This is a genomic window from Phenylobacterium sp. NIBR 498073 (assembly GCF_027286305.1).
GTDB lineage: Bacteria > Pseudomonadota > Alphaproteobacteria > Caulobacterales > Caulobacteraceae > Phenylobacterium.
Genome location: NZ_CP114599.1, coordinates 3,038,520 through 3,063,688 on the forward strand (window position 1 = coordinate 3,038,520; position 25,169 = coordinate 3,063,688).

General features: G+C 68.4%; 26 protein-coding genes, 3 tRNA genes and 2 pseudogenes. 6 read left to right on the forward strand and 25 right to left on the reverse strand.

Going from position 1 to position 25,169, the window contains the following annotated elements; all coding sequences use genetic code 11:
* Window positions 1-18 precede the first annotated feature (18 nt).
* Entirely contained in the window at window positions 19-480 is a 462-nt protein-coding gene (locus O4N75_RS15190; protein WP_269629378.1) for an Lrp/AsnC ligand binding domain-containing protein, read from the reverse strand.
* A gap of 123 nt (window positions 481-603) precedes the next feature.
* On the opposite strand from O4N75_RS15190, the gene putA reads away from it, so the two are divergent.
* Window positions 604-3,681 carry a bifunctional proline dehydrogenase/L-glutamate gamma-semialdehyde dehydrogenase PutA gene (putA, locus tag O4N75_RS15195; RefSeq protein WP_269626326.1) on the forward strand — a complete coding sequence of 1,026 codons (3,078 nt, stop codon included), beginning with the start codon at window positions 604-606 and terminating at the stop codon, window positions 3,679-3,681.
* Between the two features lie 66 nt (window positions 3,682-3,747).
* On the opposite strand, the gene O4N75_RS15200 is transcribed toward putA, so the two are convergent.
* The 4 genes from O4N75_RS15200 to exbB all read right to left on the reverse strand — a co-directional run bounded on the left by O4N75_RS15200 (window position 3,748) and on the right by exbB (window position 6,067).
* Window positions 3,748-3,824: transfer RNA gene (locus O4N75_RS15200), tRNA-His, on the reverse strand.
* Between the two features lie 164 nt (window positions 3,825-3,988).
* Window positions 3,989-4,693 (reverse strand): energy transducer TonB, encoded by a 705-nt coding sequence (locus tag O4N75_RS15205; RefSeq protein ID WP_267234001.1) that lies wholly within the window; start codon window positions 4,691-4,693, stop codon window positions 3,989-3,991.
* A gap of 13 nt (window positions 4,694-4,706) precedes the next feature.
* Window positions 4,707-5,138, reverse strand: coding sequence for a biopolymer transporter ExbD (locus O4N75_RS15210; RefSeq protein ID WP_269626327.1), 432 nt, complete (start codon window positions 5,136-5,138; stop codon window positions 4,707-4,709).
* A gap of 5 nt (window positions 5,139-5,143) precedes the next feature.
* Window positions 5,144-6,067 (reverse strand): tonB-system energizer ExbB, encoded by a 924-nt coding sequence (gene exbB, locus O4N75_RS15215; RefSeq protein ID WP_269626328.1) that lies wholly within the window; start codon window positions 6,065-6,067, stop codon window positions 5,144-5,146.
* Between the two features lie 786 nt (window positions 6,068-6,853).
* Here exbB and O4N75_RS15220 point away from each other — a divergent pair.
* On the forward strand, window positions 6,854-7,420 hold the full coding sequence (locus tag O4N75_RS15220; protein ID WP_348649502.1) for a DNA-deoxyinosine glycosylase: 567 nt from the start codon (window positions 6,854-6,856) through the stop codon (window positions 7,418-7,420).
* Between the two features lie 17 nt (window positions 7,421-7,437).
* Here the strand turns inward: O4N75_RS15220 and O4N75_RS15225 are convergent, their stop codons facing one another.
* The 16 genes from O4N75_RS15225 to O4N75_RS15300 form a co-directional block, all read right to left on the reverse strand.
* Window positions 7,438-8,064 (reverse strand): hypothetical protein, encoded by a 627-nt coding sequence (locus O4N75_RS15225; RefSeq protein WP_269626329.1) that lies wholly within the window; start codon window positions 8,062-8,064, stop codon window positions 7,438-7,440.
* 7 nt (window positions 8,065-8,071) lie between these two features.
* On the reverse strand, window positions 8,072-8,521 hold the full coding sequence (gene rpiB / locus O4N75_RS15230; RefSeq protein ID WP_269626330.1) for a ribose 5-phosphate isomerase B: 450 nt from the start codon (window positions 8,519-8,521) through the stop codon (window positions 8,072-8,074).
* 129 nt (window positions 8,522-8,650) lie between these two features.
* Window positions 8,651-8,726 (reverse strand) — tRNA-Phe (locus tag O4N75_RS15235).
* A 98-nt stretch (window positions 8,727-8,824) separates the two neighbouring features.
* The gene (gene yacG, locus O4N75_RS15240; RefSeq protein WP_269626331.1) at window positions 8,825-8,989 is read right to left on the reverse strand and encodes a DNA gyrase inhibitor YacG; all 165 of its coding nucleotides are present in this window, start codon (window positions 8,987-8,989) and stop codon (window positions 8,825-8,827) included.
* A complete protein-coding gene (locus O4N75_RS15245) occupies window positions 8,986-10,023 on the reverse strand; it encodes a ribonuclease E/G (RefSeq protein WP_269626332.1) in 1,038 nt (345 codons plus the stop codon). The genes yacG and O4N75_RS15245 overlap by 4 nt, the downstream gene beginning before the upstream one ends.
* A complete protein-coding gene (locus O4N75_RS15250; protein ID WP_269626333.1) occupies window positions 10,020-10,610 on the reverse strand; it encodes a nucleoside triphosphate pyrophosphatase in 591 nt (196 codons plus the stop codon). The genes O4N75_RS15245 and O4N75_RS15250 overlap by 4 nt, the downstream gene beginning before the upstream one ends.
* Window positions 10,611-10,615: 5 nt before the next feature.
* Window positions 10,616-10,834 (reverse strand): translation initiation factor IF-1, encoded by a 219-nt coding sequence (infA, locus tag O4N75_RS15255; protein ID WP_012522747.1) that lies wholly within the window; start codon window positions 10,832-10,834, stop codon window positions 10,616-10,618.
* 119 nt (window positions 10,835-10,953) lie between these two features.
* Window positions 10,954-11,415: a low molecular weight phosphatase family protein gene (locus tag O4N75_RS15260; RefSeq protein WP_267232261.1), complete on the reverse strand. Its 462-nt coding sequence runs from the start codon at window positions 11,413-11,415 to the stop codon at window positions 10,954-10,956.
* Between the two features lie 2 nt (window positions 11,416-11,417).
* Window positions 11,418-11,897, reverse strand: coding sequence for a UPF0262 family protein (locus O4N75_RS15265; RefSeq protein ID WP_269626334.1), 480 nt, complete (start codon window positions 11,895-11,897; stop codon window positions 11,418-11,420).
* A 146-nt stretch (window positions 11,898-12,043) separates the two neighbouring features.
* Complete coding sequence (locus O4N75_RS15270) at window positions 12,044-12,679, reverse strand: SH3 domain-containing protein (RefSeq protein ID WP_269626335.1); 636 nt, start codon at window positions 12,677-12,679, stop codon at window positions 12,044-12,046.
* A 145-nt stretch (window positions 12,680-12,824) separates the two neighbouring features.
* Window positions 12,825-14,105: a histidinol dehydrogenase gene (gene hisD, locus O4N75_RS15275; protein WP_269626336.1), complete on the reverse strand. Its 1,281-nt coding sequence runs from the start codon at window positions 14,103-14,105 to the stop codon at window positions 12,825-12,827.
* Between the two features lie 101 nt (window positions 14,106-14,206).
* Window positions 14,207-14,605 (reverse strand): transcriptional regulator, encoded by a 399-nt coding sequence (locus O4N75_RS15280; protein ID WP_269626337.1) that lies wholly within the window; start codon window positions 14,603-14,605, stop codon window positions 14,207-14,209.
* Window positions 14,602-14,829 carry a type II toxin-antitoxin system HigB family toxin gene (locus tag O4N75_RS15285; RefSeq protein ID WP_269626338.1) on the reverse strand — a complete coding sequence of 76 codons (228 nt, stop codon included), beginning with the start codon at window positions 14,827-14,829 and terminating at the stop codon, window positions 14,602-14,604. The genes O4N75_RS15280 and O4N75_RS15285 overlap by 4 nt, the downstream gene beginning before the upstream one ends.
* An 81-nt stretch (window positions 14,830-14,910) precedes the next feature.
* Window positions 14,911-15,336 carry a DUF2948 family protein gene (locus O4N75_RS15290; RefSeq protein ID WP_269626339.1) on the reverse strand — a complete coding sequence of 142 codons (426 nt, stop codon included), beginning with the start codon at window positions 15,334-15,336 and terminating at the stop codon, window positions 14,911-14,913.
* A 1-nt stretch (window position 15,337) separates the two neighbouring features.
* Entirely contained in the window at window positions 15,338-16,627 is a 1,290-nt protein-coding gene (gene murA / locus O4N75_RS15295) for a UDP-N-acetylglucosamine 1-carboxyvinyltransferase (RefSeq protein ID WP_269626340.1), read from the reverse strand.
* 99 nt (window positions 16,628-16,726) lie between these two features.
* Window positions 16,727-16,891 carry a hypothetical protein gene (locus O4N75_RS15300; protein ID WP_269626341.1) on the reverse strand — a complete coding sequence of 55 codons (165 nt, stop codon included), beginning with the start codon at window positions 16,889-16,891 and terminating at the stop codon, window positions 16,727-16,729.
* Between the two features lie 71 nt (window positions 16,892-16,962).
* Here O4N75_RS15300 and O4N75_RS15305 point away from each other — a divergent pair.
* The 3 genes from O4N75_RS15305 to O4N75_RS15315 all read left to right on the forward strand — a co-directional run bounded on the left by O4N75_RS15305 (window position 16,963) and on the right by O4N75_RS15315 (window position 20,492).
* Window positions 16,963-17,037: transfer RNA gene (locus tag O4N75_RS15305), tRNA-Thr, on the forward strand.
* A gap of 804 nt (window positions 17,038-17,841) precedes the next feature.
* Window positions 17,842-18,837, forward strand: coding sequence for a DUF1254 domain-containing protein (locus O4N75_RS15310; RefSeq protein ID WP_269626342.1), 996 nt, complete (start codon window positions 17,842-17,844; stop codon window positions 18,835-18,837).
* 185 nt (window positions 18,838-19,022) lie between these two features.
* Window positions 19,023-20,492 carry a DUF1254 domain-containing protein gene (locus O4N75_RS15315; protein WP_269626343.1) on the forward strand — a complete coding sequence of 490 codons (1,470 nt, stop codon included), beginning with the start codon at window positions 19,023-19,025 and terminating at the stop codon, window positions 20,490-20,492.
* A 116-nt stretch (window positions 20,493-20,608) separates the two neighbouring features.
* Here the strand turns inward: O4N75_RS15315 and O4N75_RS15320 are convergent, their stop codons facing one another.
* The 4 genes and pseudogenes from O4N75_RS15320 to O4N75_RS15335 form a co-directional block, all read right to left on the reverse strand.
* Window positions 20,609-21,337, reverse strand: a complete 729-nt coding sequence (locus O4N75_RS15320; RefSeq protein ID WP_269626344.1) for a peptidoglycan-binding protein — start codon at window positions 21,335-21,337, stop codon at window positions 20,609-20,611.
* Window positions 21,337-22,467, reverse strand: a complete 1,131-nt coding sequence (hxsC, locus tag O4N75_RS15325; RefSeq protein ID WP_269626345.1) for a His-Xaa-Ser system radical SAM maturase HxsC — start codon at window positions 22,465-22,467, stop codon at window positions 21,337-21,339. The genes O4N75_RS15320 and hxsC overlap by 1 nt, the downstream gene beginning before the upstream one ends.
* Window positions 22,464-23,573, reverse strand: a pseudogene (gene hxsB / locus O4N75_RS15330) (His-Xaa-Ser system radical SAM maturase HxsB); the annotation flags it as partial. The gene hxsC and the pseudogene hxsB, both read right to left, overlap by 4 nt.
* Before the next feature lie 175 nt (window positions 23,574-23,748).
* A pseudogene (locus tag O4N75_RS15335) lies at window positions 23,749-23,931 on the reverse strand (DUF736 domain-containing protein); the annotation flags it as partial.
* Window positions 23,932-24,011: 80 nt separating this feature from the next.
* Between O4N75_RS15335 and O4N75_RS21295 the strand changes: the two are divergent.
* Window positions 24,012-25,142 carry a hypothetical protein gene (locus O4N75_RS21295; protein ID WP_348649503.1) on the forward strand — a complete coding sequence of 377 codons (1,131 nt, stop codon included), beginning with the start codon at window positions 24,012-24,014 and terminating at the stop codon, window positions 25,140-25,142.
* The last annotated feature ends 27 nt before the right edge of the window (window positions 25,143-25,169 follow it).

The window sequence follows — 25,169 nt, forward strand, 5'->3', positions numbered from 1 at the left end:
GCGGGGGAGGAAAATCAGCTACACCGGCAGCTCGGTCACCGACTTCACCTCCTCTAGCACCGCATAGGTCCGCGTCTCGCGCACCCCCGGCATGGCCACCAGCACCTCGCCGAGGAACCGGCGATAGGCCTCCATGTGGCTGACCCGCGCCTTGATCAGATAGTCGAAGCCGCCGGCCACCATGTGGCACTCGAGGATTTCCGACGTCCTTTGTGCGGCCTGGGCGAACTCGCTGAAGGTGTCGCCGGTTGTGCGGTCGAGCTGCACCTCCACGAAGATCAGGAGCGCACGGTCGATGGCCTTCGGATCGAGGATCGCCGCAAAGCCGGTGATCACTCCGCGCTCGCGCAGCCGCCGCACCCGGTCCGAGCAGGCCGACGGCGACAGGTGGCATTGCTGGGCCAGGTCCAGGTTGCTGATCCGCCCGTCCCGCTGCAGCACCCGCAGCAGCCGCCGGTCGGTGTCATCGAGCTGCACGATTTCCGTCACACGGCACCTTTTGAAGATATTTGTCCGGTGGACGCCCCAAACGTCCGCCGGACATTCGGCATCATACTCGATACGCCGGACGACAGGAAACAACCCCGCGAAGGCCCCGCCGACATGACCTCCTGGACCGCCCTGGACGATCCCGCCGCCAAGTATCGCGACGAAACCGAAGCGGTGACCGCCCTGCTTGCCGCCCGGCCGCTGAGCGCCGACCAGCAGGTCGCCGTCCGCGCCCAGGCCGAGCACCTGGTCCGCACCGCCCGCAAGGCCGCCAACCGCCAGGGCGTGGTCGAGAGCTTCCTGCAGGAGTTCAGCCTCGGCACCCGCGAGGGCCTGGCCCTGATGTGCCTGGCAGAGGCGCTGCTGCGCACCCCCGACGCCGAGACCCGCGACCGGCTGATCGCCGAGAAGATCGGCGGCGCCGACTGGGCCAGCCACCTCGGCCAATCCGAAAGCCTGTTCGTCAACGCCTCGACCTGGGGCCTGATGCTGACCGGCCGGCTGGTCGAGGTCGACGAGGAGGCCCGCCGCGACCCGCCCGGCTTCCTGCGCCGCCTGGCCGAGCGGATCGGCGAGCCGGTCGTGCGCCGCGCCGTGGCCCAGGCGATCGGCATCATGGGCGAACAGTTCGTGCTCGGCCGCACCATCGAGGCGGCCCTCAAGCGCGCGGCCAAGGAAGGCCAGGTCTGCTCGTTCGACATGCTGGGCGAAGGCGCCCGCACCGCCGCCGACGCCGCCCGCTACGAGCAGGCCTACGCCGACGCCCTGGAGACGGTCGGCAAGCACGGCAAGGGCGCGGGTCCGGAGGCCGGCCACGGCGTCTCGGTCAAGCTCTCGGCGCTGTCGCCGCGCTATGAGGCGACGCACGAGGACCGGGTCTGGGCCGAGCTCTATCCGCGCCTCAAGCGGCTGGCCCTGATCGCCGCGCGCCACGACATCAACTTCACCATCGACGCCGAGGAGGCTGACCGCCTGGTGATCTCGCTGAAGCTGCTCGAGCGGCTGGCCGGCGAGCCCGAACTCGGCGACTGGCGCGGCCTCGGCCTGGCGGTCCAGGCCTATCAGAAGCGCGGCGTCCTGGCTGTCGCCCGCGTCGCCGAAATCGCCCGCTCCAGCGGCCGCCGCCTGATGGTCCGCCTGGTCAAGGGCGCCTATTGGGACTCAGAGATCAAGCGCGCCCAGGTGAACGGCTGCCCCGACTATCCGGTCTATACGACAAAGGCCGCCACCGACCTCTCCTACCTGGTCTGCGCCCGCGCCCTGATCGAGGCCAGTCCGCACGTCTTCGCGCAGTTCGCGACCCACAACGCCCACACCCTGACGGCGGTCCACGCCATGGCCAAGGCGGCGGGGGTGAAGATCGAGTTCCAGCGCTTGCACGGCATGGGCGAGGCGCTCTACCGCGCCGCTGACGCCCTGCGCGAAGGCGCCGTGGTGCGCACCTACGCCCCCGTCGGCGGTCATGAGGACCTGCTGCCCTATCTGGTCCGCCGCCTGCTGGAGAACGGCGCCAACACCTCGTTCGTCCACGCCCTGCTCGACGAGGGCGTCCCGGCCGAGGACGTGGTCGTCGATCCGATCGTCGCGGTCGAGAAGGCCGGCGTCGGCCCGCATCCGAAGATCCCGCGTCCGGCCGACATCTACGGGGCCGAGCGCCGTAACTCCGCCGGCTTCGACCTCTCGATCCCCGACGAGGCCGCCCGCCTGCAACACGCCGCCCGCGCCCTGCCCCAGCTCAGCGCCGGCCCGGCCGGCGGCGCCGCGCAGACCGTGTTCAGCCCCGCGCAGGCCGGCCTGCCCGTCGGCGAGGTCCGCGAGGCTTCGGTCGCCGAGATCGACGCCGCCTTCGCCACCGCCCGCCTCGCCCAGCCGGCCTGGGACGCCCTGGGGGGCTTCCGCCGCGCCGAGGTGCTGCGGGCCATGGGCGACGCGCTGGAGGCGAACGCCGAACGCCTGATCGGCATCTGCACGCGCGAGGCCGGCAAGACCCTGGCCGACGGTGTGGCCGAGGTCCGCGAGGCGGTCGACTTCTGCCGCTACTACGCCCACCTGGCCCAGACCAAGTTCGCCGGTCCTGAAGCCCTCAAGGGCCCGGTCGGCGAGACCAACAGCCTGGAGCTGCACGGCCGCGGCGTCTTCGTCTGCATCAGCCCGTGGAACTTCCCGCTGGCGATCTTCACCGGCCAGGTGGCCGCGGCCCTCGCCGCCGGCAACGCCGTGCTGGCCAAGCCGGCCGAACAGACCCCCCTGATCGCCGCCGCGGCCGTGGCCCTGTTCCACGACGCCGGCCTGCCGCCGGCCCTGCTGGCCCTGCTCCCCGGCCGCGGCGAGACGGTCGGCGCGGCCCTGACCGCCCATCCGGGCTGCGACGGCGTGGCCTTCACCGGCGGAACCGACACCGCCCGCCGCATCAACCAGACCCTGGCCGCGCGGCCCGGCCCGATCATCCCGTTCATCGCCGAGACCGGCGGCCTCAACGGCATGTTCGTCGACACCACGGCGCTCAAGGAACAGGTCGTCGACGACGTGGTGCTCTCGGCCTTCGGTTCGGCCGGCCAACGCTGCTCGGCCCTGCGTATCCTGTTCCTGCCGAACGACACCGCCGACCTGGTCATCGAGACCATCAAGGGCGCCATGGACGCCCTGGTGATCGGCGACCCGGCCGACCCGGCCGTCGACGTCGGCCCGGTGATCGACGAGGAGGCCTGCGCCGCGCTCGCCGCACACCTGGCGCGGCTGGAGCGCGAGGCCAAGGTCCTGCACCGCCTGGAGGCCCCCGAGGGCGGGACCTTCTTCGGCCCCGTGCTCGCCGAGATCCCCTCGGCCAAGTTCCTCGAACGCGAGGTGTTCGGCCCGATCCTGCACGTCGTGCGCTACGAGCCCGCGCAGCTCGCCAGGGTCGCCGGCGAACTGGCCGGCCAGGGCTACGGCCTGACGCTCGGCGTTCACTCGCGGATCGACGCCTTCGCCCGCGAGGTGCGCGCCCTGGTCGCGGCCGGCAACGTCTATGTGAACCGCTCGATCATCGGGGCGGTGGTCGGCGTCCAACCGTTCGGCGGCGAGGGCCTGTCAGGCACCGGCCCGAAGGCCGGCGGACCCAATGCGCTGTCGCGCTACGCCACCGAGCGGGCGCTCAGCGTCAACATCACCGCCCAGGGCGGCGACCCCGCCCTGCTCAACCTCAGCCTCTAGCGGCGGCAGCCGCCTGAAACGAAGAAGCCCGGGGCTTACGCCCCGGGCTTTTTTCGTGTCCTGCGATGGTACCGCCTCCCCGGTTCGAACGGGGGACCTCTAGAGCCACAATCTAGCGCTCTAACCAACTGAGCTAAGGCGGCGCATCGCGGAGCGGCCCTTCTAGTCGCACCCGGGCGCGCGATCAAGGGCTCCAGCCTGCGGCCATGCGTTCTCCCCGAAAGAATTTCGCAAGTCCGCCTGCAGGCAAAGAAAAAGCCCCGGAGCCGAAGCTCCGGGGCCTGATCTTAGGCGTATCCGAGAGGGCTTAGCCCTTCGGCAGGTTGAAGCGGATCGGGATCCGCACGCTGCCGCCTTCGACGGGCGCGCCGTCTTGGGTCTTCGGACGCATCCGGAAGAGCTTGCTCATCCGGAGGGCCGCTTCACCGAAGCCCATGTCGGCAGGCTCTTCAGACTGCACGTCACAGGACTCGAGCGTCCCCTTAGCCGTAACCGAGCAACTGATCGTCGCACGGCCTTCCACGTTCATCCGCATCGCACGGTCCGGATAGTACCGGGCGATATCCTCGCCCGACGGGCGACGAGCCCAGTCCGGGTTCGTGATGACCGACGGACGCGGCGGGGCCGGCGGGGCGGCCTTCGGCGGTTCCGGGGTCTCGATCCGCTTCTCGACCGGCGGAACCGGCAGAGGGGGGATCTGCGGAATGTCAGCCGGCACGTTCACCGGAGGCCGCGGTTGCAGCTTCGGCGGAGGCGGCGGCGGAGTGTTCGGCGGCGGCGGCGGGGGCGGCGGCGGCGGCGGCGGAGCGGGCTTAATGATAGCCACGTCCGTGACGTCGTCGGTGTACTCCCGATACTTCGGCTCGAACTTATTCTTATACAGATAGTAACCGAGAACAGCGTGGACGATGATCGAGCCAACGATGGCCGCGGTCACTGCCGGGTTACGCTTCTTCTTCGGCGCGTCGAAGACACTGCGATGTTCGTGGGTAGTGTCGGTGGTTTCAGCCATTCGTCACCCCCTTCTAGTTCTTATCTTCGCCGATCAGGGCCACGCTGTAGAAACCGTTGTCCTGAAGCATGTTCATCACACCCATGAAGTCCCCGTAGAGGACGTCCTTGTCGGCGCGGATGAAGATGCGTTCCTTCTCCGGATTACGTTGCCCGATCGTGCTGCGCAGAGTGTCTCCGATATCCGCCAGCTCAACAGGCGTGTCGCCGATGTAAATCGAGCCGCCAGCCTGAAGACTGATGTAGACGGGTTTCGGAGGGTTCGTAGAAGGTTTGGCGACCGCGGGCGGAAGATTGACTTTCACAGTCACGGCGGCCATGGGCGCCGCGACCATGAAGATGATCAGGAGGACCAACATAACGTCCACGAAGGGCGTCACGTTGATTTCGCTGTTCGCCTCGACCGAGTACTTGCCACCCCCAGAACCTGAGAGTTTGGCTCCCATGTGGGTTACGCCCCTTTGTCGAGCTGCCGGGAAATGGCGTTCATCAGTTCAGCAACGAAGCCTTCCGTACGCGCGCCGAAAGCCGAGATGCGGGTCTGGAAGTAGTTGTAGAAGATAACCGCCGGGATAGCGGCGAACAGACCAATGCCGGTGGCGAGCAGCGCTTCGGCGATGCCGGGGGCGACGACGGCCAGGTTGGTGGTGTTGGTGTTCGCGATGCCGATGAAGGAGTTCATGATCCCGTAAACGGTACCGAACAGACCGATGAACGGACCCGACGAACCGACCGAGGCCAGGAACTGCATGCCGCCCGAGAGGCGCTTGGCCATCAGGGCTTGCACCGCGCCGACCGCGGCTTCAGCCCGGTGCAGCGTGGTTTCGCGGTGGGCGCCCGACACGGCCAGGCCGGCTTGACGCGACAGTTCGACTTCTTGGGTCGCCGCAGCGGTCATGTCCGCCAGCGGGTTGCCTTCGTACTCGTCCGACATCGCGATGCGGTTCATCTCGGTGACCGACTTGGCGCCGCGGAAGGCTTCGATGAAGCGGTCCGAGGTGCGGTTCAGCGAGCCGAACTCGAGCAGCTTGGTGACCAGCAGGGTCCAGGAGAGGATCGAGGACAGCACCAGGCCGATCATCACGACCTTAACGACCGGGTCGGCGTCCATGAACATCTGCATGACGGTCAGCTTGCCGGCATGTTCGATGGTGGCCGGAGCTTCGTCGGCGGCGGGGGCGGCGGCGTCAGCGGCCGGGGCAGCGGCGGCGTCAGCGGCCGGAGCGGCGGCGGCGTCAGCAGCCGGGGCGGCTGCGGCGTCAGCGGCCGGAGCAGCCGGAGCGGCCGCGTCCTGCGCGAACGCCGGCGCGCTCGCCATCAGCGCGACGGCGCCGATGAGAGCGATGAAAGGGGTCTTTCGTTTATTGTCGAGCATCTGTCGCCAGTTCCTGATTGGTCTAGCACGTTTGGACCGAAGGGTCGTCGCGCGAGAGCGTCTCCCACCCTAACTAAATAGCCCGTCGCCTCGTCTGGTCGCCCAGCCGAAGCGCGAGAGCCGCTTCGCTGCGCCCGACCCTGGCGCCGTCTTCCACCTGCGTGAAACCGGGCGTTCGGATACGGGAGCGAAATCGAGCTTCCCGAGGGGAACCCGAAATCTTACCGCAATGTTAGACGTGCGGCAGGGGTCCTTTGGCAACCCCTATTCCAAGCGTCAAGAGGCCATGCAGAGGGGTGCGACCCCAAGAAGTCTGGGGGGAGACGCGCATTGCTGCGGCGCACAACGGCCCAGCCAAGTAAAGCGCTGAGATTTTCCATTTTTGGCGGCGATTTTATGCTGCGATGCAGCAACCGTCGCGGAACGCTGATCTTAAAATAACGGCTGGCAGCCCGCCCTTTCGGCGCCGGCCAGCCCGAAATTCAGTCATCGAACTGTCGCGCCGGGGACATGAGAGTCCGAGCCTCCCGAGTCAACCAACGTTCGGCAATTGCAGACCAAAGTCGCGGGGGGCGTGTCCCCGGCGCCATGGCTGGGCCGCGCGGGCTCCGATCGCCTCGAAGGGCGAAATCGCCCCCATAACCGCCGCGACTGACCCATTGCGGAAAAGGAAACCGCGTTTGCGGACGCCAAATCGGAAAATTTCCGATCGAAACCGCTTCGCGGGCGGCCTTTCCGACGTCCCACCGCAAAGCGTCGAGAATCGAACGGGGACCGGATCGCCCCGTGCCGGTGATCGTCCGGCGCTGGTCGACGACGCATGGTTGGGGCACAGTCGCAGCGATGAGCTCCGACGCCGACGCCGACCGCAAGGCCTCGTTCGCCCCCGTGGCCGACGCCCGCACCCGCCTGCTGGTGCTCGGCAGTCTGCCGGGCGAGAAGTCGCTGGCCGCGGCTCAATACTACGCCAACCCGCAGAACCAGTTCTGGCGTCTGATGCAGGCGGTGACCGGCGCCCCGCTGCTCTCCCTGCCCTATGGCGAGCGGCTGGAGATGCTGCTGGCCGCCGGCGTCGGTCTCTGGGACGTGGTCGGCTCGGCCGTCCGCCCCGGCAGCCTCGACACGGCGATCCGCGATCACCAGCCCAACGCCCTGCCCGAGCTCTGCGAGCGCCTGCCCGCCCTGCGGGCGGTCGCCTTCAACGGCGGGGCGTCGGCCAAGCTCGGCCGGAAGATCCTGGCGGGCCGCCGCGACCTGGCCCTAATCCCCCTGCCTTCCAGCAGCCCCGCCCACACGCTCCGGTTCGCGCGCAAGCTGGAGTCGTGGGGACCGCTGGCGGCTTATCTCGACTAAAGCGGCCGAGCCAAACCTCAGCCCGCCGCGGCCTCGAACTCCGCGACGGCCGTATCGCAGACGAAGGACGAGCCGCCGAGGCGAACCAACAGCCGGCTCTCAACATCACGCATCGTGTGAACGACGCTGAACCGCACGCCTTGCCGCTCCAGCTCGGCGCAGAGCAGCGCCCGCACGCATTCCGGTCCGCTCCCCAGCATGAATCCAGGCGCTTGCGTGATCGCGGTGAAGCGCGAGATTTCCGCCGCGCCGTTCAGGAAGTCCGCGGGCGTATAGAATGCTCCCTCGCGCGCCAGGAAATCGTGCAGGCTGGCATAGATCGCCATTGGGTCGGGAAGCGCCGCCGAACAGTAGATGGACCAGTCCGCGGGCTGCGCCCACGCCACGTCCGTGATCGGCCGGATCGCGAAGTCCTCAAGCGCCTCGTCGTCGTCCATGACGCCCGGCCGCAGCGTCCCGTCCGCAACGCCGCCGAACACGAACCTGATTGCGCCGTCCGCTCGGCGATCAGCGTACGCCTGCTCCCACCAGCGGTAGCCGGTCAGGCTCAGGACCAGTTCGCTCCCGGCCCACGTGACGGCGCTGATCCGGGTGGGATGGACAATCTCCCGATCCGCCAGCAGGTCGAGCAGGTCTATCCGCAACCGGCGCCTACCCCTCCAGGGCCTCGATCATCTCCACCCGCGTCGCGTGGCGGCCGCCCTCGAACTGTGCGTGCAGGAAGGAGTCGACGATGTCGAGCGCCAGGCCCTCGCCGACCACCCGCGCGCCGATCGACAGCATGTTGGCGTCGTTGTGCTGGCGGATCATGCGGGCCGAGAAGGTGTCGGAGCACACCCCGCAGCGGACGCCCTTGACCTTGTTGGCGGCCATCATGATGCCCTGGCCGGTGCCGCAGAGGATGATCCCAAGCCGGCAGTCGCCCGAGGCGACCAGCCGCGCGGCGGCCTGCCCGTGCTGCGGATAATGGGTGCTCTCGGGACTCGTCGGGCCGATGTCGACCGGCTCCCAGCCGTGGGCGGCGATGTGGGCGGCGATGGCCTGCCGCAGCTCGATGGCGGCATGGTCGCTGGAAAGAGCCACGCGGTTGTTGGCGGTCATCGAAATCGTCCTGTCTGCCCAGGCGGCCTGGCCCGGCCGCCGTCTGCGCCGTCAAATCGCAGGCGCGCGCACGAAAGTCCACGACCGCTTCGCCGCACGCCGCCTAGCCATCGAATGTCGAGAAGAAGATGGTGCCTGGGGGCGGATTCGAACCACCGACACGCGGATTTTCAATCCGCTGCTCTACCAACTGAGCTACCCAGGCGCCGGGCCGTTCCGATCGGATCGGAGGGCGAAGCAAGGTCCCGCCTGCGCGGGAGCCGCGTCTATAGAAGAGGCGTTCGCGCCTGTCCAGCGGCGGATTCAGTCTTCTTCACTTCCATCGCCTTCCGCCTCGTCCCCCGTCGAGGGAATGGCGTAGCGGCCGGTCAGCCAGCGCTGCAGGTCGACGTCCGCGCAGCGCTTGGAGCAGAACGGCCGGTACTCCTCCTGCGCAGGCTTGCCGCAGATCGGACAGGGCGCGCTCATAGCGCCCTCACCTCGATCCGGGTGCGGGCCAGGCCGTCCTGCGGGGTGATCGCAAAGCGCGCGCCGATCTTGCCGGCCAGCCGCTCGGCATAGGGGCCGGCCGCCTTGGCCGTCGCCGGGTGGCAGCGGGCTTCCAGCCGCGCGCCCGGCTGGCTGGCGGCCTCGGTCTCGATCGCCCGGATCAGGCGCAGCGCCAGGGTCCGGTCGCTTAAGCCCCCGCCGGCGTCGCAGAGGATGTCGCTCAGCGGCGCGGTCCGCCGCGGAATGGTCATTTCCATGGTGCCGAAACGCCCGACCGGGCCGATCGCCACGCCGGGATTGTCGGGACCGAAGGCGGCGCGCGCGGCGGTCAGCAACGCATTGCCGTCATGGCCGCGCCCGACCAGGTCGAACACCACGATCCCGCCCAGCCCCTTCAGGCGCAGCAGCCGCGCGCCGTGCGCCAGCGCCGCGTGGTTGGCCGCGCGGGTCACGCGCTTGACGTCGGCGCCCTTGCGCTCGCCGATGTCGACGTCGACGGCGACCAGCGCCCGCGTCGGCTCGATGGCGATGTCGCCGCCGCCGGGCAGCTTGTGAATGGTCTGCAGCGCCTCGTCCTGCGCTTCGTCGGCCACCTGCCGCGCCTCGCGGCCCTCGATGATCTCGGCGTCGCGGGCGAAGGCGGCCAGCTGCTCGGCCAGGCTCGGCGCGGCGCTCAGCAGCTTCGGCGCGCCCTGCGCCGGGCCGATGACCCGCACCGTGGCCAGCTTGCCATCCCGCGGCTCGCTGCGGATCTCGACCTCCAGCGAAGCGCCCTCGACCGGCCGGGCGTCCGGCTTGAACGACAGCAGCGCCTCGACCCCGCCCAGGTCGACGAAGGCCGAGGCGAAGGCCGGCTCGACCTTGCGCACCCGCGCCACGTGCCGCGCGCCCAGCCGGGTGCGGGCGTCGTCGCCGTCGCGCTCGATCAGCAGCCGCTCGGGCGCGCCGTCCAGCAGCACCACCCCGCGGCTCTCGCCGATCCCGCGATCCAGAAAGAGGGTCCGCTCGTTCATGCCGCCGTAAATCCCACGCCGCGCAGAAGGTTCAGGGTCTCATAGAGCGGCAGCCCGACCACCGCCGGGTAGGAGCCCTGGATCGACATCACGAAGGCGCCCGCATGGCCCTGGATGCCATAGCCGCCGGCCTTGCCGACGCCCTCGCCGCCGTCGAGATAGGCCTCGATCTCGGCGGGCGTCAGACGCTTGAAATGCAGCCGGGTCTCGACCAGCCGGCTGGCGGTCTTGCCCCCGGCCCCGTGCACGGCCACGCCGGTCAGCACCTTGTGGGCGCGGCCCGACAGCAGCTCCAGGCAGCGGCGGCCCTCCTCGCGGGTCTCCACCTTGGGCAGGATACGGGTCCCGACCGCCACCACCGTGTCGGCGGCCAGCACGAAGTCGCCTGGGCGCGCACGCGCCACCGTCGCGGCCTTGGCGACCGCGAGGCGCAGCGCCGTGCGGCGCGGGGTCTCGTCTTTGAGCGGGGTCTCGTCGATCTCCGCGGCGATGATCTCGGCGGGCTCGAGCCCGACCTGGCGCAGGAGATCCAGCCGCCTGGGACTTGCTGAAGCCAGCACCAGGCGCTGAAGGGGCGGCGTGGCCAAGCGGCCTAGCGGACGCGGAAGGTGATGCGGCCCTTGGTCAGGTCATAGGGCGTCATCTCGACCAGCACCTTGTCCCCGGCCGAAACGCGGATGCGGTTCTTGCGCATCTTGCCGGCGGTGTGGGCGATGATCTCGTGGTCGTTCTCGAGCTTCACGCGGAAGGTCGCGTTGGGCAGGACTTCGCTGACCACGCCCGGAAACTCCAAAAGTTCTTCTTTCGCCATGCAGGCTCCCAAGTGGTGTCTTCGAATCGCAAACGGCTCGCGCAGTGTGTCGCGGCGCGAGCCGTGGCGTACAATCCAATTGTAGCGCAGAGGCCTTTACGCCCTCAGCGCCCAGAAGGCTAGCGCGGGAAGCGTTCGGCGATCCGCTTGGCCAGGTGGTCGCGCACCTCGCGATAGGCGGCCAGCCGCGCCTCGCGCGATCCTTCGGCCAGGGTCGGGTCGAAGGTCGGCCAGTACTCGATCTCGGCGGCGCGGCCGCGGGTCATCTCGACCGCCCGGTGCTGGGCCTCCGGCGTCAGCGAGATCACCAGGTCGAACGAGGCGTCCTCCAGCTCGTCGAAGGTCTTGGGCGCATGGCTCGCCAGGTCGACGGAGATCTCCTCCATCACCGAGCGTACGAAGGGATCGGCCCCCTCGCCGGCCTCGGTCGGCTCGAGCTTGAGGCCGCAGCTGTCGACATAGACCCGGTCGCCCAGCGCCCGCTTAAGCAGCGCCTCGGCCATCGGCGAGCGCACGCGGTTGAAGTTGCACGCGAACAGGACCGCGCCCGGCAGTGGCGCGCGTGATCGAACTGACGCCACCCCTAGCCTCGCCAGTGCAGCGCGCAGATCAGCGTGAACAGTCGGCGCGAGGTGTCGAGGTCGGTCTCGATCTTGCCCGCCAGCCGCGTGCGCAGCAGGGCGGACGCCTCGTTGTGCAGCCCCCGCCGGCCCATATCCAGCGCCTCGATCTGCTGGGGCGAGGAGTTGCGGATCGCCTGATAGTAGCTCTCGCAGATCATGAAGTAGTCTTTGATCAGCCCGCGGAACGGCGACAGCGACAGGATATGGCGCTTCTCGTAGGCCGGGCCGTGGACGTCCAGCACCAGCCGGTTCTCCATCAGCCCCATGCGCAGGTCGTAGGGGCCGCTCTCGGCGCCCTCCGGATAGAAATAGTTTTCTTCCAGCAGGTCGAAGATCGCGATCTGCCGTTCCTGCTCCTGGTCGCGCGAAACCGCGGCGAGGGAATCCTCGTCGATCTCGACAGACTGCAGTCGATGCTTGGTACGGTCTTCGTCGGCCATGGCGCTGCGGGAGAGGCTTGCCCGGAGCTTTATTGCAAACCAACCCCTAACGTCATCCTGCCGCGTGCGATCTTGCCCGCTCGCACACAAGAAAAGACGCCCGGCGTGGCCGCCGGGCGTCAGTGCTCTCCATTTTTGTCCGCTTTTTAGTAGCGGGCGTACTGGTAGCCGCCGGCCGGGCGGACATAGGCGCCGTGGACATAGCCGACGCCGACGCCGTTCTGGCCGACCAGGATCCACTCGCTGCCCCGCACCCGGGCCAGGGCCTGGAAGCCCTCGCCGGCCCGCAGCGACCCCACCCGGGCCGAGCCGGTGGTCGGGGCGGCGCGCAGGTTCAGCGTCGAGTTGGCGACGAAGGCGCCGCCGTCACGCTGGAAGTTGGCCGGGGCGATATCCCCGCTCAGGCGATAGCCGTTCTGGGTGTAGGTCGCCGGGCGATACGAACCGCCGCCCTGGTAGGCGTAGCCGCCGCGCGCCGCCTCGTCGCGCTGCATCTTGCAGCCGACGTACGAGCCGGTGGCCGCGCCGGCGACGGCGCCGATGGCGGTGCCGGTGCCGCGGTCGTTCTTGGCCAGATTTGAACCGGCCGCCGCGCCCAGCAGGGCGCCGATCAGCGCACCGCCGACCTGCTTGTTGCCCTGGGCGTCGCAGCTGACGATCGAGCCCGGCCCGCCGCCGGTCGGCGTGCGGTATTGCTGAGCGTTGGCGGTTCCCACCGCGCCCGCCGCGATCACGCCGGCCAGGGCGACCACAGCCAGCTTGCTGTTCATCAGATTGCGCATTGCTGGTCTCCGTCTTTCATCTCTTGGGGGCCGCTGCGGCCCCGATGAAGGAGACCCTAGAGGGCGCTACCTGAACGGCCTCCAAGACGAAATTGACAGGAACTGTTCAGCTTCAGAGCGGGTCGAGACGGACTTCCGCTGCGCCCTACTGCCCCAGCCGGATCGCCGCAGAACGCGCGTGCGCCGGCAGCCCCTCGGACTCGGCCAGCGCCACGGTGTGCGGCCCCAGCACCGCGAACGAGGCGGCGTCGCACTTCACGATCGAGGTGCGCTTGATGAAGTCGTACAGCGACAGCCCCGACGAGAACCGCGCCGCCCGGCTGGTCGGCAGCACGTGGTTGGAGCCGGCGACATAGTCGCCGATCGCCTCGGGCGTCACCCGGCCCAGGAAGATCGCCCCGGCGTGACGCACCTTGTCCGACAGCCGCTCGGGGTTCTCCATTGCGAACTCAACGTGCTCGGGCGCGATCAGGTCGACCAGGCGCGGCGCCTCGTCCAGCGGCGCGATCACCACCGCCCCGTGGTCGCGCCACGACGCCGCGGCGTCCTCGCCCGTGGTCAGGGTCGCCAACTGCGCCTGCACCTCGGCTTCGACCGCAGCGGCGAAGGCTTCGTCGTCGGTGATCAGGATCGATTGCGCGGCCGGGTCGTGCTCGGCCTGGCTCAGCAGGTCGGCGGCGATCCAGTCGGGGCGGTTCGCGCCGTCGGCCACCACCACGATCTCCGAGGGCCCGGCCAGGGCGTCGATGCCCACCGTGCCGTAGACCCGCCGCTTGGCGGCCGTGACATAGGCGTTGCCTGGCCCGACGATCTTGTCGACCGGCTTGATCGGTCCTGCGCCATAGGCCAGCGCGGCCACCGCCTGCGCCCCGCCCACGCGCCAGATTTCCGTGACGCCGGCTTCCTTGGCCGCCGCCAGCACCGCCGGCTGCAGCCGTCCGGGCGGCGTCACCATGGCGATGCGCTCGACGCCCGCCACCTTGGCCGGCACCGCGTTCATCAGCACGGTCGAGGGATAGGCCGCGCGACCGCCCGGCACATAGATCCCCACCGCCTCCAGCGGAGTCCAGCGCCAGCCCAGCTCGACCCCGGCCTCGTCGGTGAACGCCTGGTCGGCCGGACGCTGGCGGGCGTGATAGGCGCCGATCCGCGCGGCGGCGAAGGCGATGGCCTCGCGCACCTGCGCCGGGCACTGGGCCGCGCCCGCCTCGATCTCCTGCGCCGAGACCCGGATGTTGCTCTCGTCGATCTCGACCTTGTCGAACTGCCGGGCGAAGCGCAGCAGCGCCTCCATCCCCTCGGCCCGCACCGCGGCCAGCACGTCGCGCACGGCGGCGTCGACTTCCTCCGGCGTCTCGCGACGCTCGTCGACAAAGGCGGCGAAAGCGGCTTCGAAGCCGGGCTCGGAGAAGGAGAAGCGGCGCATGCGCGCTCTTTAGACGCCAGGGCCTGGTGGCGCTAGGGCTGCAGCCTCAAGGAATAGCCTCGACGCCCTGACCGGGCCTTGGAACGGCGGGTCGAAGTCGCTCAGCCCCCGAGTTCGCCGACCAGGGCGCCGGCCGGGATACGCCAAGCACGACTGATCTTGCGGATCTGATCGAGGTTGATCTCACGTCGGCCGCTCAGGAGCTCCGACGCACGCGCCTTGGAGCCCAGAACCTGGACTAGGTCGGATTGGCTGTAGCTGTTCGCGGTCATGACCGACTTCAGCACCTCGACCGGCGTCGCACGCGGGATTGGATATCGCCGCCGCTCATAATCTTCGATCAGCAGCACCAGGGCGTCGAAGTGCGCAACGTCGGGGGAGTCCTCCGCCGGCTCGTTCTCGAAATAGGGCCGCACGGCCTTCAGCGCCGCCTCGTACTCAGCTTCGTCCGACAGCGTGCGCACTTCGGTCAGGTCCAGCATCGCCTTCTCCTTCATCATAGTTCGCTCACCTTGATCCTGTCGTACTCGGCATGGGTGCCGACAAACAGGATGAAGACCCGTTTAGTGCGAAACCCGATCAGGCCGACGATCCGATACTTGTTGCCGCCGACGTCGAAGACCACCTTCCCATCGCTGACATAGTCCGCCGTGTTGAACGTGGCCTTCACCTCAGCGAAGTTGTTCCATGCTGCGTCGGACGTCGTGGTGTGCCATTCGACCATGGCCGCCTTGGCCGCGGCTTGTTCCTTGCCGCGCGGCTGGCTTTCCCAAACGCCCGACCTGACAGCGGACAGGACGCCCCTCTAATCCTCGTGCTTCGGCGTCCGCGGCGTCGCCCAGGGGGCGCTGACGTCGGCCAGCACGACGTCCAGGCATTCGACCTGCGCGCGCAGGTCGCCGCCCCCGGCGAAGGTGAAAGTCACCGCCCCGCCCGGCGCTTCGCCCGGCTCGAAGCCGACGTCCAGCAGCTCGACCACCGCGTCCTTGGCGTTGCGCCGCAGCTTGCGGGCCTGCACCGCTTGCACCGAGCCCAGCTGCAGGGCCGCGCGCACCCGCTCGGAGCCTTTGGCTTCCCAGCGATAGCGGTTGAGCGCCAGGGTCAGCCGCTGGGCCCCGGGTTCATACGAGATGTCGCCGATCTTGCCGACGGCGTCCTGCAAGGCCGCGGCGATCACCTTCAGGTCCTCGGCGTCTTCGGCCAGCAGCCTCAGCGGGGCAACGCGCGTCATCTCAATCCTCGGGCTCGCCGTCGCCGACGATCCGGCGGACGTTTGCGCCACAGGCGCTGAGCTTCTCTTCCAGCCGCTCGAAGCCTCTGTCCAGATGGTAGACGCGGCTGACCATGGTTTCCCCACGCGCGGCCAGGGCGGCGATCACCAGGCTGACCGAGGCGCGCAGGTCGGTGGCCATCACCGGGGCGCCGTCCAGCGCCTCGATCCCGCGCACCCGCGCCTCGCCGCCATGCACGAAAATCTCGGCGCCCAGCCGCGACAGCTCCGGGGCGTGCATGAAGCGGTTCTCGAAGATGGTCTCCTTGATCACGCTTTCGCCGTCGGCCAGCGTCATCAGCGCCATGAACTGCGCCTGCAGGTCGGTGGCGAAGCCCGGATAGGGGTCGGTCTCGACTTCCACCGCCTTCAGCCGCGTCCCGTTGCGGCGGATGGTCATGCCGTCGGCGTGGCGTTCGACCTCGACGCCCGCCTCCTCCATCTTGACCAGCAGGGCGTCGATGAAGTCGCTGCGCGTCCTGGTCAGCCGCACCTCGCCGCCGGCCATCGCCGCGGCCAGGGCGTAGGTGCCGGTCTCGATACGGTCAGGAATCACCGAATGGGTCGCGCCGTGCAGCCGCTGCGCGCCCTCGATGACGATGGTCGAGGTCCCCGCCCCCGAGACCTTCGCGCCCATGGCGTTCAGGCAGTCGGCCAGATCGCCCAGTTCCGGCTCGCAGGCCGCGTTCTTCAGCACCGTCTCGCCCTTGGCCAGCACCGCGGCCAGCATGGCGTGCTCGGTCGCCCCGACCGAGACGAACGGAAAGACGATCTCCGCTCCGGTCAGGCCGCGCGGGGCCTGGGCGTAGACATAGCCCTCGTGCAGGTCGATCGAGGCGCCCAGGGCGCGCAGCGCCTCCAGGTGCAGGTCGACCGGCCGCGCCCCGATGGTGCAGCCGCCGGGCAGCGAGACCTTGGCGTGGCCGGTGCGCGCGATCAGCGGCCCCAGCACGTTGAACGAGGCCCGCATCTGGCGGACCAGGTCGTAGGGGGCCAGCGCGCTGACGATCTCGCGGGTGTGCAGCACCGTTTCCGGCCCGTCCTCGCCCTCCTGTTCGACCACCTCGGTCCCCAGCCGGCGCAGCAGCCGCGCCAGCAGGCGGGTGTCGGCCAGGCGGGGCATGTTGGTCAGGCGCAGCGGTTCGTCGGTAAGCAGGCTCGCCGCCATCAGCTTGATGGCGGAATTCTTGGCGCCGCTGATCGGGATCTCGCCCATCAGCCGTGCGCCGCCGGTAATGGCGATGCGATCCAAACGTGTCCCTCGGCGGGCCCCAGGGCGCGATCACCGCGCCGCCCGGCCCTTTGGGCGCTATCTATCGCGCGGCCGGCGCGCCGAAAAGCGGGCGACCCATCACGAGACCTTGTCCGAATCGTCCGGGCTCGGCGCCGGTTTCGGCGCCGCCTTGCGCCGGCGCAGGTTGGCGCGCAGCGCCGCCGCCAGCTTGGCTTCGCGTTCGCTTGCGGGGGTTTTGTCGTCTTTTCCCATCGAAACCGGGGGTGCGGCGAGACGCTCCACAGGTCAAGCGCAGTTTCTGCATATTGGGGCTTTCCACCGGCCCAGGGTTTGGCTATAGCCCCCGCCTCGTCGCCGCCGTAGCTCAGTGGTAGAGCGCATCCTTGGTAAGGCTGAGGTCGGCAGTTCAATCCTGCCCGGCGGCACCATGATCCCCCAATCCTTTCAAAGGGTTGGGGGATCGCCACATCCCCCGACGAAACTCCCAAACACAACTAATAAGCACATAGTAAGCACGAGAAACCGTCCCATTTCGCGGAATCGTGAAGTGAAAGCCACGCGCCCAGTGTGGTTCGCCGGGCTTTTGAGGCGGGTTCGCGCCGGTCGCGGCAATTTATTTCCGCCCGCCCTCAGGGTGATCACCCCTCGCAAACGTCAAGCCACAGACCACCGCCACGCTGTGAGCCCGTCGATTCCGACTGGGTCTGCTTCCGTGTGCGTATCTCGGAGGCTGACTTGGAGCTCGATCGGGGCGACTTCTCGCTCGCCATCTCGCGATATTGCCGCATTGGACTGCCGCGGGCCTTCAGCGGGCACGAGGTTCAGAAGCTGCAGAACTACCTTCTTGGGGCATGGGCCCAAGCTGATGGACCTGCGCGACGGGGTTGCGGCTATGACTGGGTATCCCTCGGGACTGAAGGTCCGCAATCCACCCTGCCCGGTCGCTCGCGAGATCCGCTTCCTGGCAAGATGTCTGATGCGCCGTAGGATGTCGGCTCGGCGCCAACAGGAGACATTGGATCTCAGCCGGGAAGCGGACTCGATTGATGGTCCGCGAGAAGGAGCGTCGCGGTCAACCGGATCCGACCCAAAGCCGACGATCATGGATCGGCCGCGAACATTGGGGGCGAAGGCAGCCAGGATCTCCGGGGTTCACCCGATCACCATGGGTGGGAGTAAGCCCTAGCCTACCTCCAGAGCCTGCCCAATGCAGGCCCGGCAGGGAGATGGCGATGTCTGGCGATGCAGCGGGGGCCGCCCCAACCGCTTCGGATCAGGACATCAGCGACGCCTACATCTATTTGCTCGGCCGCTTGCTAATCACTCGCCAGCAACAGGTGGACTTCGACGACGAAGGGTTCGTCTGGAACCAGCTTCTGCATCGCAAGCCGGGCCAGGTGGACTGGCCCAATCCGAACCTAGACGTCGCCTATTCCGAAGCCTGGGTGGCGCTCGACGAAAGCAGCTTCCTGCTGGTGACGGCGCCCGAGATCACGGGGCGCTACTATGTCGTCGAGTTCCTCGACGGTTGGGGAGAGACGGTCGCCAACATCAATGAGCGGGTCTACCCCGACCACCCGAACGGCCTCTTCGCCGTCTGCCTCGCGGGCTCGCAGGTCGCTATCCCCGCCGGCGCCCAGCGCGTGGACGTGCCGACTAAGGTGACGCGGGTGCTGCTGCGGGTCGAACTGGGCGCTAACTGGGACGACGCTATCGCGCTCCAGCACCAGTTCAAATTCGAGATCAATGGCGATCCCCCGCTCCCGGAGATCCCCCGGACGGTCATGTTCGACATGGCGGCCTTGCCTGGCGTCGAAGCCTTCGAGTCCGCCGAACTCGCGCTGCAGGAAAGGGATTCCAGTCCGCTGCAGGATCTTCAGGCGAAGGTCCGCGCCATCGCCCAGGCCATCAAGGACCCTGGCGAACGCACACGGATCGACAAGGTCGTCCGCTCCAAGGCCCAGGCGGACTTCGCAGCGGCCGCCCCGGTGATCGGTCGCGGGTCGATCCGCAACGGCTGGGCACGGCCGGTGTGTTGCGGCCACTGGGGCGACGACTGGCTCACCCGCACCACTGTCAACTACGGAGGCATATGGGCCAATGTGTTCGAGGAAGTGCTCTACTATCGCGGCGCGCTCGACAGCACCGGCGCGCCGCTGGAGCAGAGCGGCAGCTACACCCTCACCTTTCCGGCCGACGACCTGCCGGAGAAGAAGACGGGTCGCTGACCTTCTATTTCGCGCCGGAGAAGCCGGCCGACGCCCCCGAGGGCAACTGGCTGCCCACCGCCGGAAAGCCCTGGAGCCTAACCTTCCGCTTCTATGGTCCCCGTGGCGGCGTCGCGGACGGCTCGTACTATCCGCCGCCGTTGATCCGGCGCGCTTGATCTCCACGACACACCCCGGAGGACGACATGGCTGCCGCAGACGCATTCAATCCCGCACATCCCGACCTGCCGAACGGTGCCGGCGCGCCCGCCCGGCTGGCCGCCGAACACTATGCTGAGGCGTTGGCGCGGGTGGTCTACATCTGGGGCCATCCGCTGGTGAACACCTTCGGGCGCACCAGCACCTGGACCCTGATGGAGGGGCACGGGCCGGGCATGGCAATGGGGCTCTTCCCCGGCTCGCCCAAGAACCGCATGGGCTACATCGACGACTACATGCCGGCCGCCCAACGCAAGGTCGTGACCCCCAACAACGATACGATCTACGGCGCCTGCTTCGCCGATCTAGGCGAGGAGCCTGTGGTGGTCCAAACGCCGCCAGACGTGCCGAAGGGACACTACTGGACGATCCAGATCGTCGACGCCTTCACGACCGTGATCCACCAGCTCGGCTCGGCCTCGGAAACGCCAGGCGGCAAATACTTGCTGGTCGGGCCAGAGTGGCGCGGTGAAAAGCCCGAGGGCTTCGCGGGCGTCCTGCGCTCCCCGACCAACATCGCCGTCGCCATGGCCCGGAGCTTCACCGCGCACAGTCCGGAGTCCAAGGCCCAGGCGCGCGCCGTACTGAACCAGATGGGCGTCAGCCCGCTCAGCGAGGACAAGCCGGGACTCCGCCAGTTCGACTGCGAGGCCAGCGCCCGCAACAAGGTCTATCCGGAGGGCCTGAGCGCTGAGGCCCTGGCCGCCGACCCCGATCTCCTGCGGGCCCGGCCGGTGCATGGCGAAAGGTTCTGGGACGATCTCGAACGAGCGCTCGACGCCAACCCCGTCGTGGGGCCAGGCGATGCTCCCATGGCAGCGCAGGCGCGAGCCCTGCTGGAGCTGCGCAAGAGCGACACGGCGTGGCGTCTCCTGCTCGACCGGGCTGTGCTGGCCGCGGATGCGGAACTGTTCGAAGGCGCCCGCTACGAGCAGGTCGGCGTGCAGGTCGGCAATGGCTGGCAGCGCCAGGAGAATGGGGGGCGCTGGGGCGCTGACTGGCTCGGTCGCGCCCAGGCGGCGGCAATCTACATCTATGTCAACGACTTCGAGGAGGCTGTCTACTTCATCCGTGGCACAGATGCGGACGGCGCGCTGCTCCAGGGCCGCTATCGCTACAGGATGCGCTTCGAGAAGGACCAGCTTCCCCCGGTCGACCGATCGCGGGGCGGCTTCTGGTCGCTGACTATGTACGACAAGGATTACTACATGGTCCCGGCACCCAACGGGCGGCACAATATCGGAACGGTCAACCTCGACGCCGACGAACTGAAGTTCGCGGAGGACGGATCGCTGACCCTAGTGCTCTCCAGCCAAGAGCCGATCGACGAGATGGAGCGAGCCAACTGGCTGCCCGCCCCCGCCGACCAATTCGCCTTGATCGTGCGGTCCTATGTGCCGACCGCGCCCATTCTGGATGGTGGATACAAGCTTCCCCAGGTCGAGCGTCTGCGTTGAAGTGCTCAGGCGAATGACTGCTCACCACCCTTTGCGGACACCTCTCACGTCCGCGCCTGGCAGCGCCGGCCAATCTCAGCCCAGGTCGCAAGTGAGCCAGAAGCGGTAGTCTCCCCCTATTTCAGCACGCCCAGAGCGTGAAGCGTGGCCATGTCCATATTCCCGCTGACGGTCAGGCCGCCTGCAGTCTGAAAGGCACGCAGTGCCTCGCGGGTCTTGGGCGAAAGCACGCCGTCCGCGGGGCCGGGATCGTAGCCCTTGATCATCAAGGCGATCTGCACGCGTTGGACGAAGCGGCTGATGTCGTCCTGGCTTAAGCGCTCCACGCCGGCTGCGACGTCCTGTGGCGCTTGCCCAGCGCTTCCTGTGGCGAGGCCGCTGCTGGCGCCTGCAGCGCTCGGGGGCGGCGCGGGCGTCGAGGGCCTGGCCACGGGCGACGATCCAAAGAGGGTCGACGGCGAGGACGGTTGGTAGGATGGCGCAGGCCTCGGCGCCGGAGTCGCGACGGGCTTGGGTGCGGCCGGGGCCACCGGCAGCACGGGCGTGTAGCTCGGCGTATAGCTGGGCGTGCCCGAATAGTGTGAGCCATGTCCGCCGCTCCCTGAAACGTGCGACCGGTGGCTGGAGTGGCTGCTGTGGCTCGAATGGCTCCGGTGTCCGGCCAGCTGCAGCAGGTGCTGCGTGTGCGCAGGATCGTTCCAAAACTCGAGCGGCTGAAGGCTGACGGGTTCGTCGCCCCCCTCCGTCCACAGCAATGTGTTCGGCGTCGCTGCTGCGCTGTGGTCCGAGATAGCGAACGGACTTGCTGCGCCCAGGAGCAAGGCCAGACGCTCACGCCATGTCATTAGGTGAACTCCTCAAGCTTAAGCGGTCGAACAGCGCGACTGCGCCAGCTGGGGCCCGCTGAGGCAAAGAAGCCTCCGCAGTGCCGCCGCACCACGCAGCCGTCGCAGGTCTCGGGATAGGCGTTTTTCCAAGCCGAGATCGACTGTTGGGCGAAGGGCCAAAGGTCCCGCGGCAGTATGCAGAGCGGCAGGTTGTAGAGCGACAATGACATGCCGCGGTCGGCCAGATGGAAGGCCGCTGCGCGCAGCTGCTCAATGTAGTCGGCCGGATCGATCCAGAGACGATCGCGATTGGATTTGGCGAAGCCCATGGGCTCTAGGCCCATGAGCGCCACGTGGCGCACGAACGGCAGGCGCCGGTAGATGAAGGCCGCCAGCTGCGGTAGCCGCGGAATGGTCATGGCGTGCAAGACCACGCGGATCTCGACGGCCGCGCCGAGCCGGCCAAGTTCGTAGAGGCCTTGCAGGGTCTCCAGGAACGCTCCCTCGGCGGCGACCACCTCGTCATGGATCTCGGCCACGTCGGCGTAGAGAGGGACCGCCCAGGTGACGTGATCTGGATGAGCGCTCACCCACCGCTCGGCCCAACCGCGATCCTTGAACGTCCGGCCATTAGTGAGGACGTGCATATGAGTGGAAGGCAGATAGTTCCGGCAGGCCGTGAGGACGTCGGCAAGCCCCTGGCCCAATAAGGTCGGCTCGCCTCCGGTGATCCCAAGCTGTAGTTCGTCGGCATCGACGAGCGAAACCTGCCGCAGCAGTTCGCCCACGCGCCAGCTGTCGTCCTCGTCCCGCGGCGGCTGTGAGCACATCAGGCAGAGGCTGTTGCACCGCTCCGTGGCGAACAGCGTGTTGGAGGTCGACCCACGGCGATAGAGAACCGAGACGAGGCTGGAGCCGGGGCGGAGGCGCACCACATCCCCAGGGCCCACGACCTCGGGATTGCGAAGGCTGCTGATCCTGATCGGGCCGCCGCCGCGGCGCACGAGCGCCTCGTCCTCAAGCAAGAGCACGTCCGTCTCGCCTAGGTGCGACCTCCTCGCCTCCTCCGGCGTCAGCACCTTGAGCAGTTCGACCCGCTCGACGCCTTCGACGGCGGCGTGTGTGTGCAGCGCCAGACCAAGGCTCATCGCTCGACAAATCCCGACGTGCGAACCTCGCGGCGGTCTTTGCGAAACGCCCAGGCCGTGAAGGTCCGCAGAGTCTCCGGGTCGCCTTTGTCAATGTGCTCGAAGAGGATCCGGAAGAGCCCCGTCTGCCGTTCGCAGAAGTCGCTCGCAGCGCGGGCGCCGACCGGATCGCCGTGCACGACGGCGTGGTGCACAGGATCGGCGCCGCAGTACGGCAGGAAGGCGCAGCGGTTGCACGTCGGGATGGCTTCTGCGACAGCGCCGGCTGCAAGCCAGCTCATCGCCGGCGAGGCCAGTAGCTCATCAAGCGGCTGATCGACCCGGCCGAGCGCGAAGCGCTTGTCACCAGTCTCGGCGGCCATACGCGCCTCATCGGACGGGTAGGCCAGGCCATCGTAGTTGTAGACCATGGCCCCAAGGCCTGCGCCGGCCGGCGAGCGGAGGTCGACATAGCCGGAGTGAAATGGGCTCCAGATGTGGCGCAGGAGGATGGCCGCATAGACCTCCTCGATCGCCTCGCCGGCCGCGCTCAGCTTGAGAATGTAGTCGAGCGCATGCGCATAAAACGCCAGGAATTCTGCAGTGCTGTAACCGTGCACACGCGCTGTCTTGCGCGCAAAACCATAGGGGCTGACGGGCCGCAGGAAGATCGAACGCAAGCCGAGCGCCCGATAGGTGTCGACCAGGCCGTGCGGATCTTTGAGCGCCGCGCGCGTGACCGTCGGCAGCGCCGCAACGGCGTGCTCACCCAAGGCCGCCCGCGCGCGCCCGATTCCCTCGACTGTTCGCGCCCAGGCGTCGCGCGAGGGATTGGGGCGTTGGCGATCGTGGAGCGGCGCGGCGCCATCGATCGAGGTCGATAGTTGGATCTCGTGTTCGGCACAGAACGCGAGCTCAGCTTCGCCGAGATGGTGCAGCGTCGAGACCATGGTGAAGCGCAGCGCCTTTGCACTACCGGCGTTGCGGGACTTCGCGCCGAGCACAATGTGGCGGACAAGGTCGAAGCGAAGGGCCGGCTCACCGCCTTGAAACTCGATCGTCAGGTCACGCCCGGGCGCCTCGAACACCCGATCGAGGGCGGCTTCGGCGTCCGCCAGGCTCATATCGAAGCGGCCCGAACGCCCAGTTCGAGGTCGGCGATGATCGACGCGGTGACGCGGCCGTAGACATCCTGGCGCGCGGGGTGTGCGGCAGAGTGGGGACGCGGCATGGCCGGCCTCCTATGCAGTGATGTGGGAGAGTGACCGCCGCCCCGGCCCGACCGGAGCAGCGGTCGCGGGGTCAATCGGCGGTGCGGGCGCGCGACCAGATCAGCGCGTAGCCCTCATCTGCATCCACCAGGGAGGCATAGATCGGAGCCGAGAAGCTGGGGTCGTCGAGCTTGACCGAGAGGTAGTCGCGATTGTCCCGCGAGACCTTCTTCCAGGCGGCGCCGAACTCGGTCTGGCCGGCGAAGATGCGGAAGTCAACTCGACGAGCAGGCGGTCGGACAGGGCGATACCCGTTTCTTCCTCGTCGGCCGAGGCATCCTGAGTGGACTCATTTTGGTCCGCCTCCGACGCGCCGGCTTCGCCATCCTCCTCGTCCGGTGCAGGCGTCGCCATATCCTCGGCCCGGATGAAGCCACGCTCGACGCGCGCGGTCCCGTCGTGGCCGAGCAGCACGAAAACGCCGCCGCGCGCGAGGTCGCCGGGCGTGAAGGCGTATCCGTCTCCGAACGCCGCCAGTTCGGCGTCGATTTCGGCGAGACGCGCCTCGACGTGGGGGTCCATGGGCGCGTCGTCCGAGGCCTTCTCGATCAGGCCGTCATACTCGGCGGCCAGGGCGTCGATCTGCGCCTGAGTGGCCGCATCGCGCTCGACCCGCTGGGGATAGACCCGCGCCAGGCCATGGCCGCTCGGATAGTCGAGCTGCGCCTCGCCCCACTTCTATCCCTCACGGGCGACGACCTCGTCGGCGAGCGCTTGAAGCTGGTCCAGCGCAAGCTGGTCCAGGAGCGCAACGTCGTCCAGCCAGCCGCCGCGATCTTCGGTGAAGAGGTCGCGCGTCACCCTTCCGCCGGCCGCCTCGTAGGCCTCGACGCCGACAAGGACGGCGCGCCGGTCAAACTGGTCGGCCGGATGCATGGCGGAGCGGGTGACGTTTTCGTCGAGACTGATCTCCTGCGGGTCGCACTCGGTGTCGACCAAACAGGGGACCATGCGGCCCTTGGCGATTTGCTTTCGCTGCGCCAGCAGCCGCAGCGCCAGCCTGCGTCACTCCCCGATCGTCACGAGCCAGAAGCCGGTCATTGCGCCGGACGCGTCGCGCTCAGGCTCGACCACCGGCTTTTGCAGGAGACGCTTGGCTGCGATGCTCGCGGCCAGGGCTTCGACGGCCTCTGGGCTGTGAGCCGTCTTGCGAGCATTGCGCGGCGACTTCTTGAGTTTGTTGAGGGGGATTTCGATCTCGGCGCCCGAGACGACCTCGACTTGAGACACTTGGGTCATGACGACCTCCTTTGGGGTCAGGGTTGCAGGCGCACAGGCGCGCCTGCGGCCCTGCCCGTCGGCGAGACCGGGTGTGCAAGCGGAGGCGCGCTTTCGCGGGGAACCGGCTGCAGGCCCGTTCAACGCGCCGGCCAAATGCCTTCGGCCGGGCCGAAGCTGGGCGGAAAGCGCGCCCGAGCGCGCTGAGGGCGGAGCCCTAAGCTCGGCCGCGTA

Excerpts from the sequence above, each read along its gene's own strand:
- putA (WP_269626326.1), top strand. The coding sequence starts at position 604 with ATGACCTCCTGGACCGCCCTGGACGATCCCGCCGCCAAGTATCGCGAC.
- O4N75_RS15205 (WP_267234001.1), bottom strand. The coding sequence starts at position 4,693 with ATGGCTGAAACCACCGACACTACCCACGAACATCGCAGTGTCTTCGAC.
- O4N75_RS15210 (WP_269626327.1), bottom strand. The coding sequence starts at position 5,138 with ATGGGAGCCAAACTCTCAGGTTCTGGGGGTGGCAAGTACTCGGTCGAG.
- exbB (WP_269626328.1), bottom strand. The coding sequence starts at position 6,067 with ATGCTCGACAATAAACGAAAGACCCCTTTCATCGCTCTCATCGGCGCC.
- rpiB (WP_269626330.1), bottom strand. The coding sequence starts at position 8,521 with ATGACCGCCAACAACCGCGTGGCTCTTTCCAGCGACCATGCCGCCATC.
- yacG (WP_269626331.1), bottom strand. The coding sequence starts at position 8,989 with ATGAGCGCGCCCTGTCCGATCTGCGGCAAGCCTGCGCAGGAGGAGTAC.
- O4N75_RS15245 (WP_269626332.1), bottom strand. The coding sequence starts at position 10,023 with ATGAACGAGCGGACCCTCTTTCTGGATCGCGGGATCGGCGAGAGCCGC.
- infA (WP_012522747.1), bottom strand. The coding sequence starts at position 10,834 with ATGGCGAAAGAAGAACTTTTGGAGTTTCCGGGCGTGGTCAGCGAAGTC.
- O4N75_RS15265 (WP_269626334.1), bottom strand. The coding sequence starts at position 11,897 with ATGGCCGACGAAGACCGTACCAAGCATCGACTGCAGTCTGTCGAGATC.
- O4N75_RS15270 (WP_269626335.1), bottom strand. The coding sequence starts at position 12,679 with ATGCGCAATCTGATGAACAGCAAGCTGGCTGTGGTCGCCCTGGCCGGC.
- hisD (WP_269626336.1), bottom strand. The coding sequence starts at position 14,105 with ATGCGCCGCTTCTCCTTCTCCGAGCCCGGCTTCGAAGCCGCTTTCGCC.
- O4N75_RS15280 (WP_269626337.1), bottom strand. The coding sequence starts at position 14,605 with ATGATGAAGGAGAAGGCGATGCTGGACCTGACCGAAGTGCGCACGCTG.
- O4N75_RS15285 (WP_269626338.1), bottom strand. The coding sequence starts at position 14,829 with ATGGTCGAATGGCACACCACGACGTCCGACGCAGCATGGAACAACTTC.
- O4N75_RS15290 (WP_269626339.1), bottom strand. The coding sequence starts at position 15,336 with ATGACGCGCGTTGCCCCGCTGAGGCTGCTGGCCGAAGACGCCGAGGAC.
- O4N75_RS15310 (WP_269626342.1), top strand. The coding sequence starts at position 17,842 with ATGTCTGGCGATGCAGCGGGGGCCGCCCCAACCGCTTCGGATCAGGAC.
- O4N75_RS15315 (WP_269626343.1), top strand. The coding sequence starts at position 19,023 with ATGGCTGCCGCAGACGCATTCAATCCCGCACATCCCGACCTGCCGAAC.
- O4N75_RS15320 (WP_269626344.1), bottom strand. The coding sequence starts at position 21,337 with ATGACATGGCGTGAGCGTCTGGCCTTGCTCCTGGGCGCAGCAAGTCCG.
- hxsC (WP_269626345.1), bottom strand. The coding sequence starts at position 22,467 with ATGAGCCTTGGTCTGGCGCTGCACACACACGCCGCCGTCGAAGGCGTC.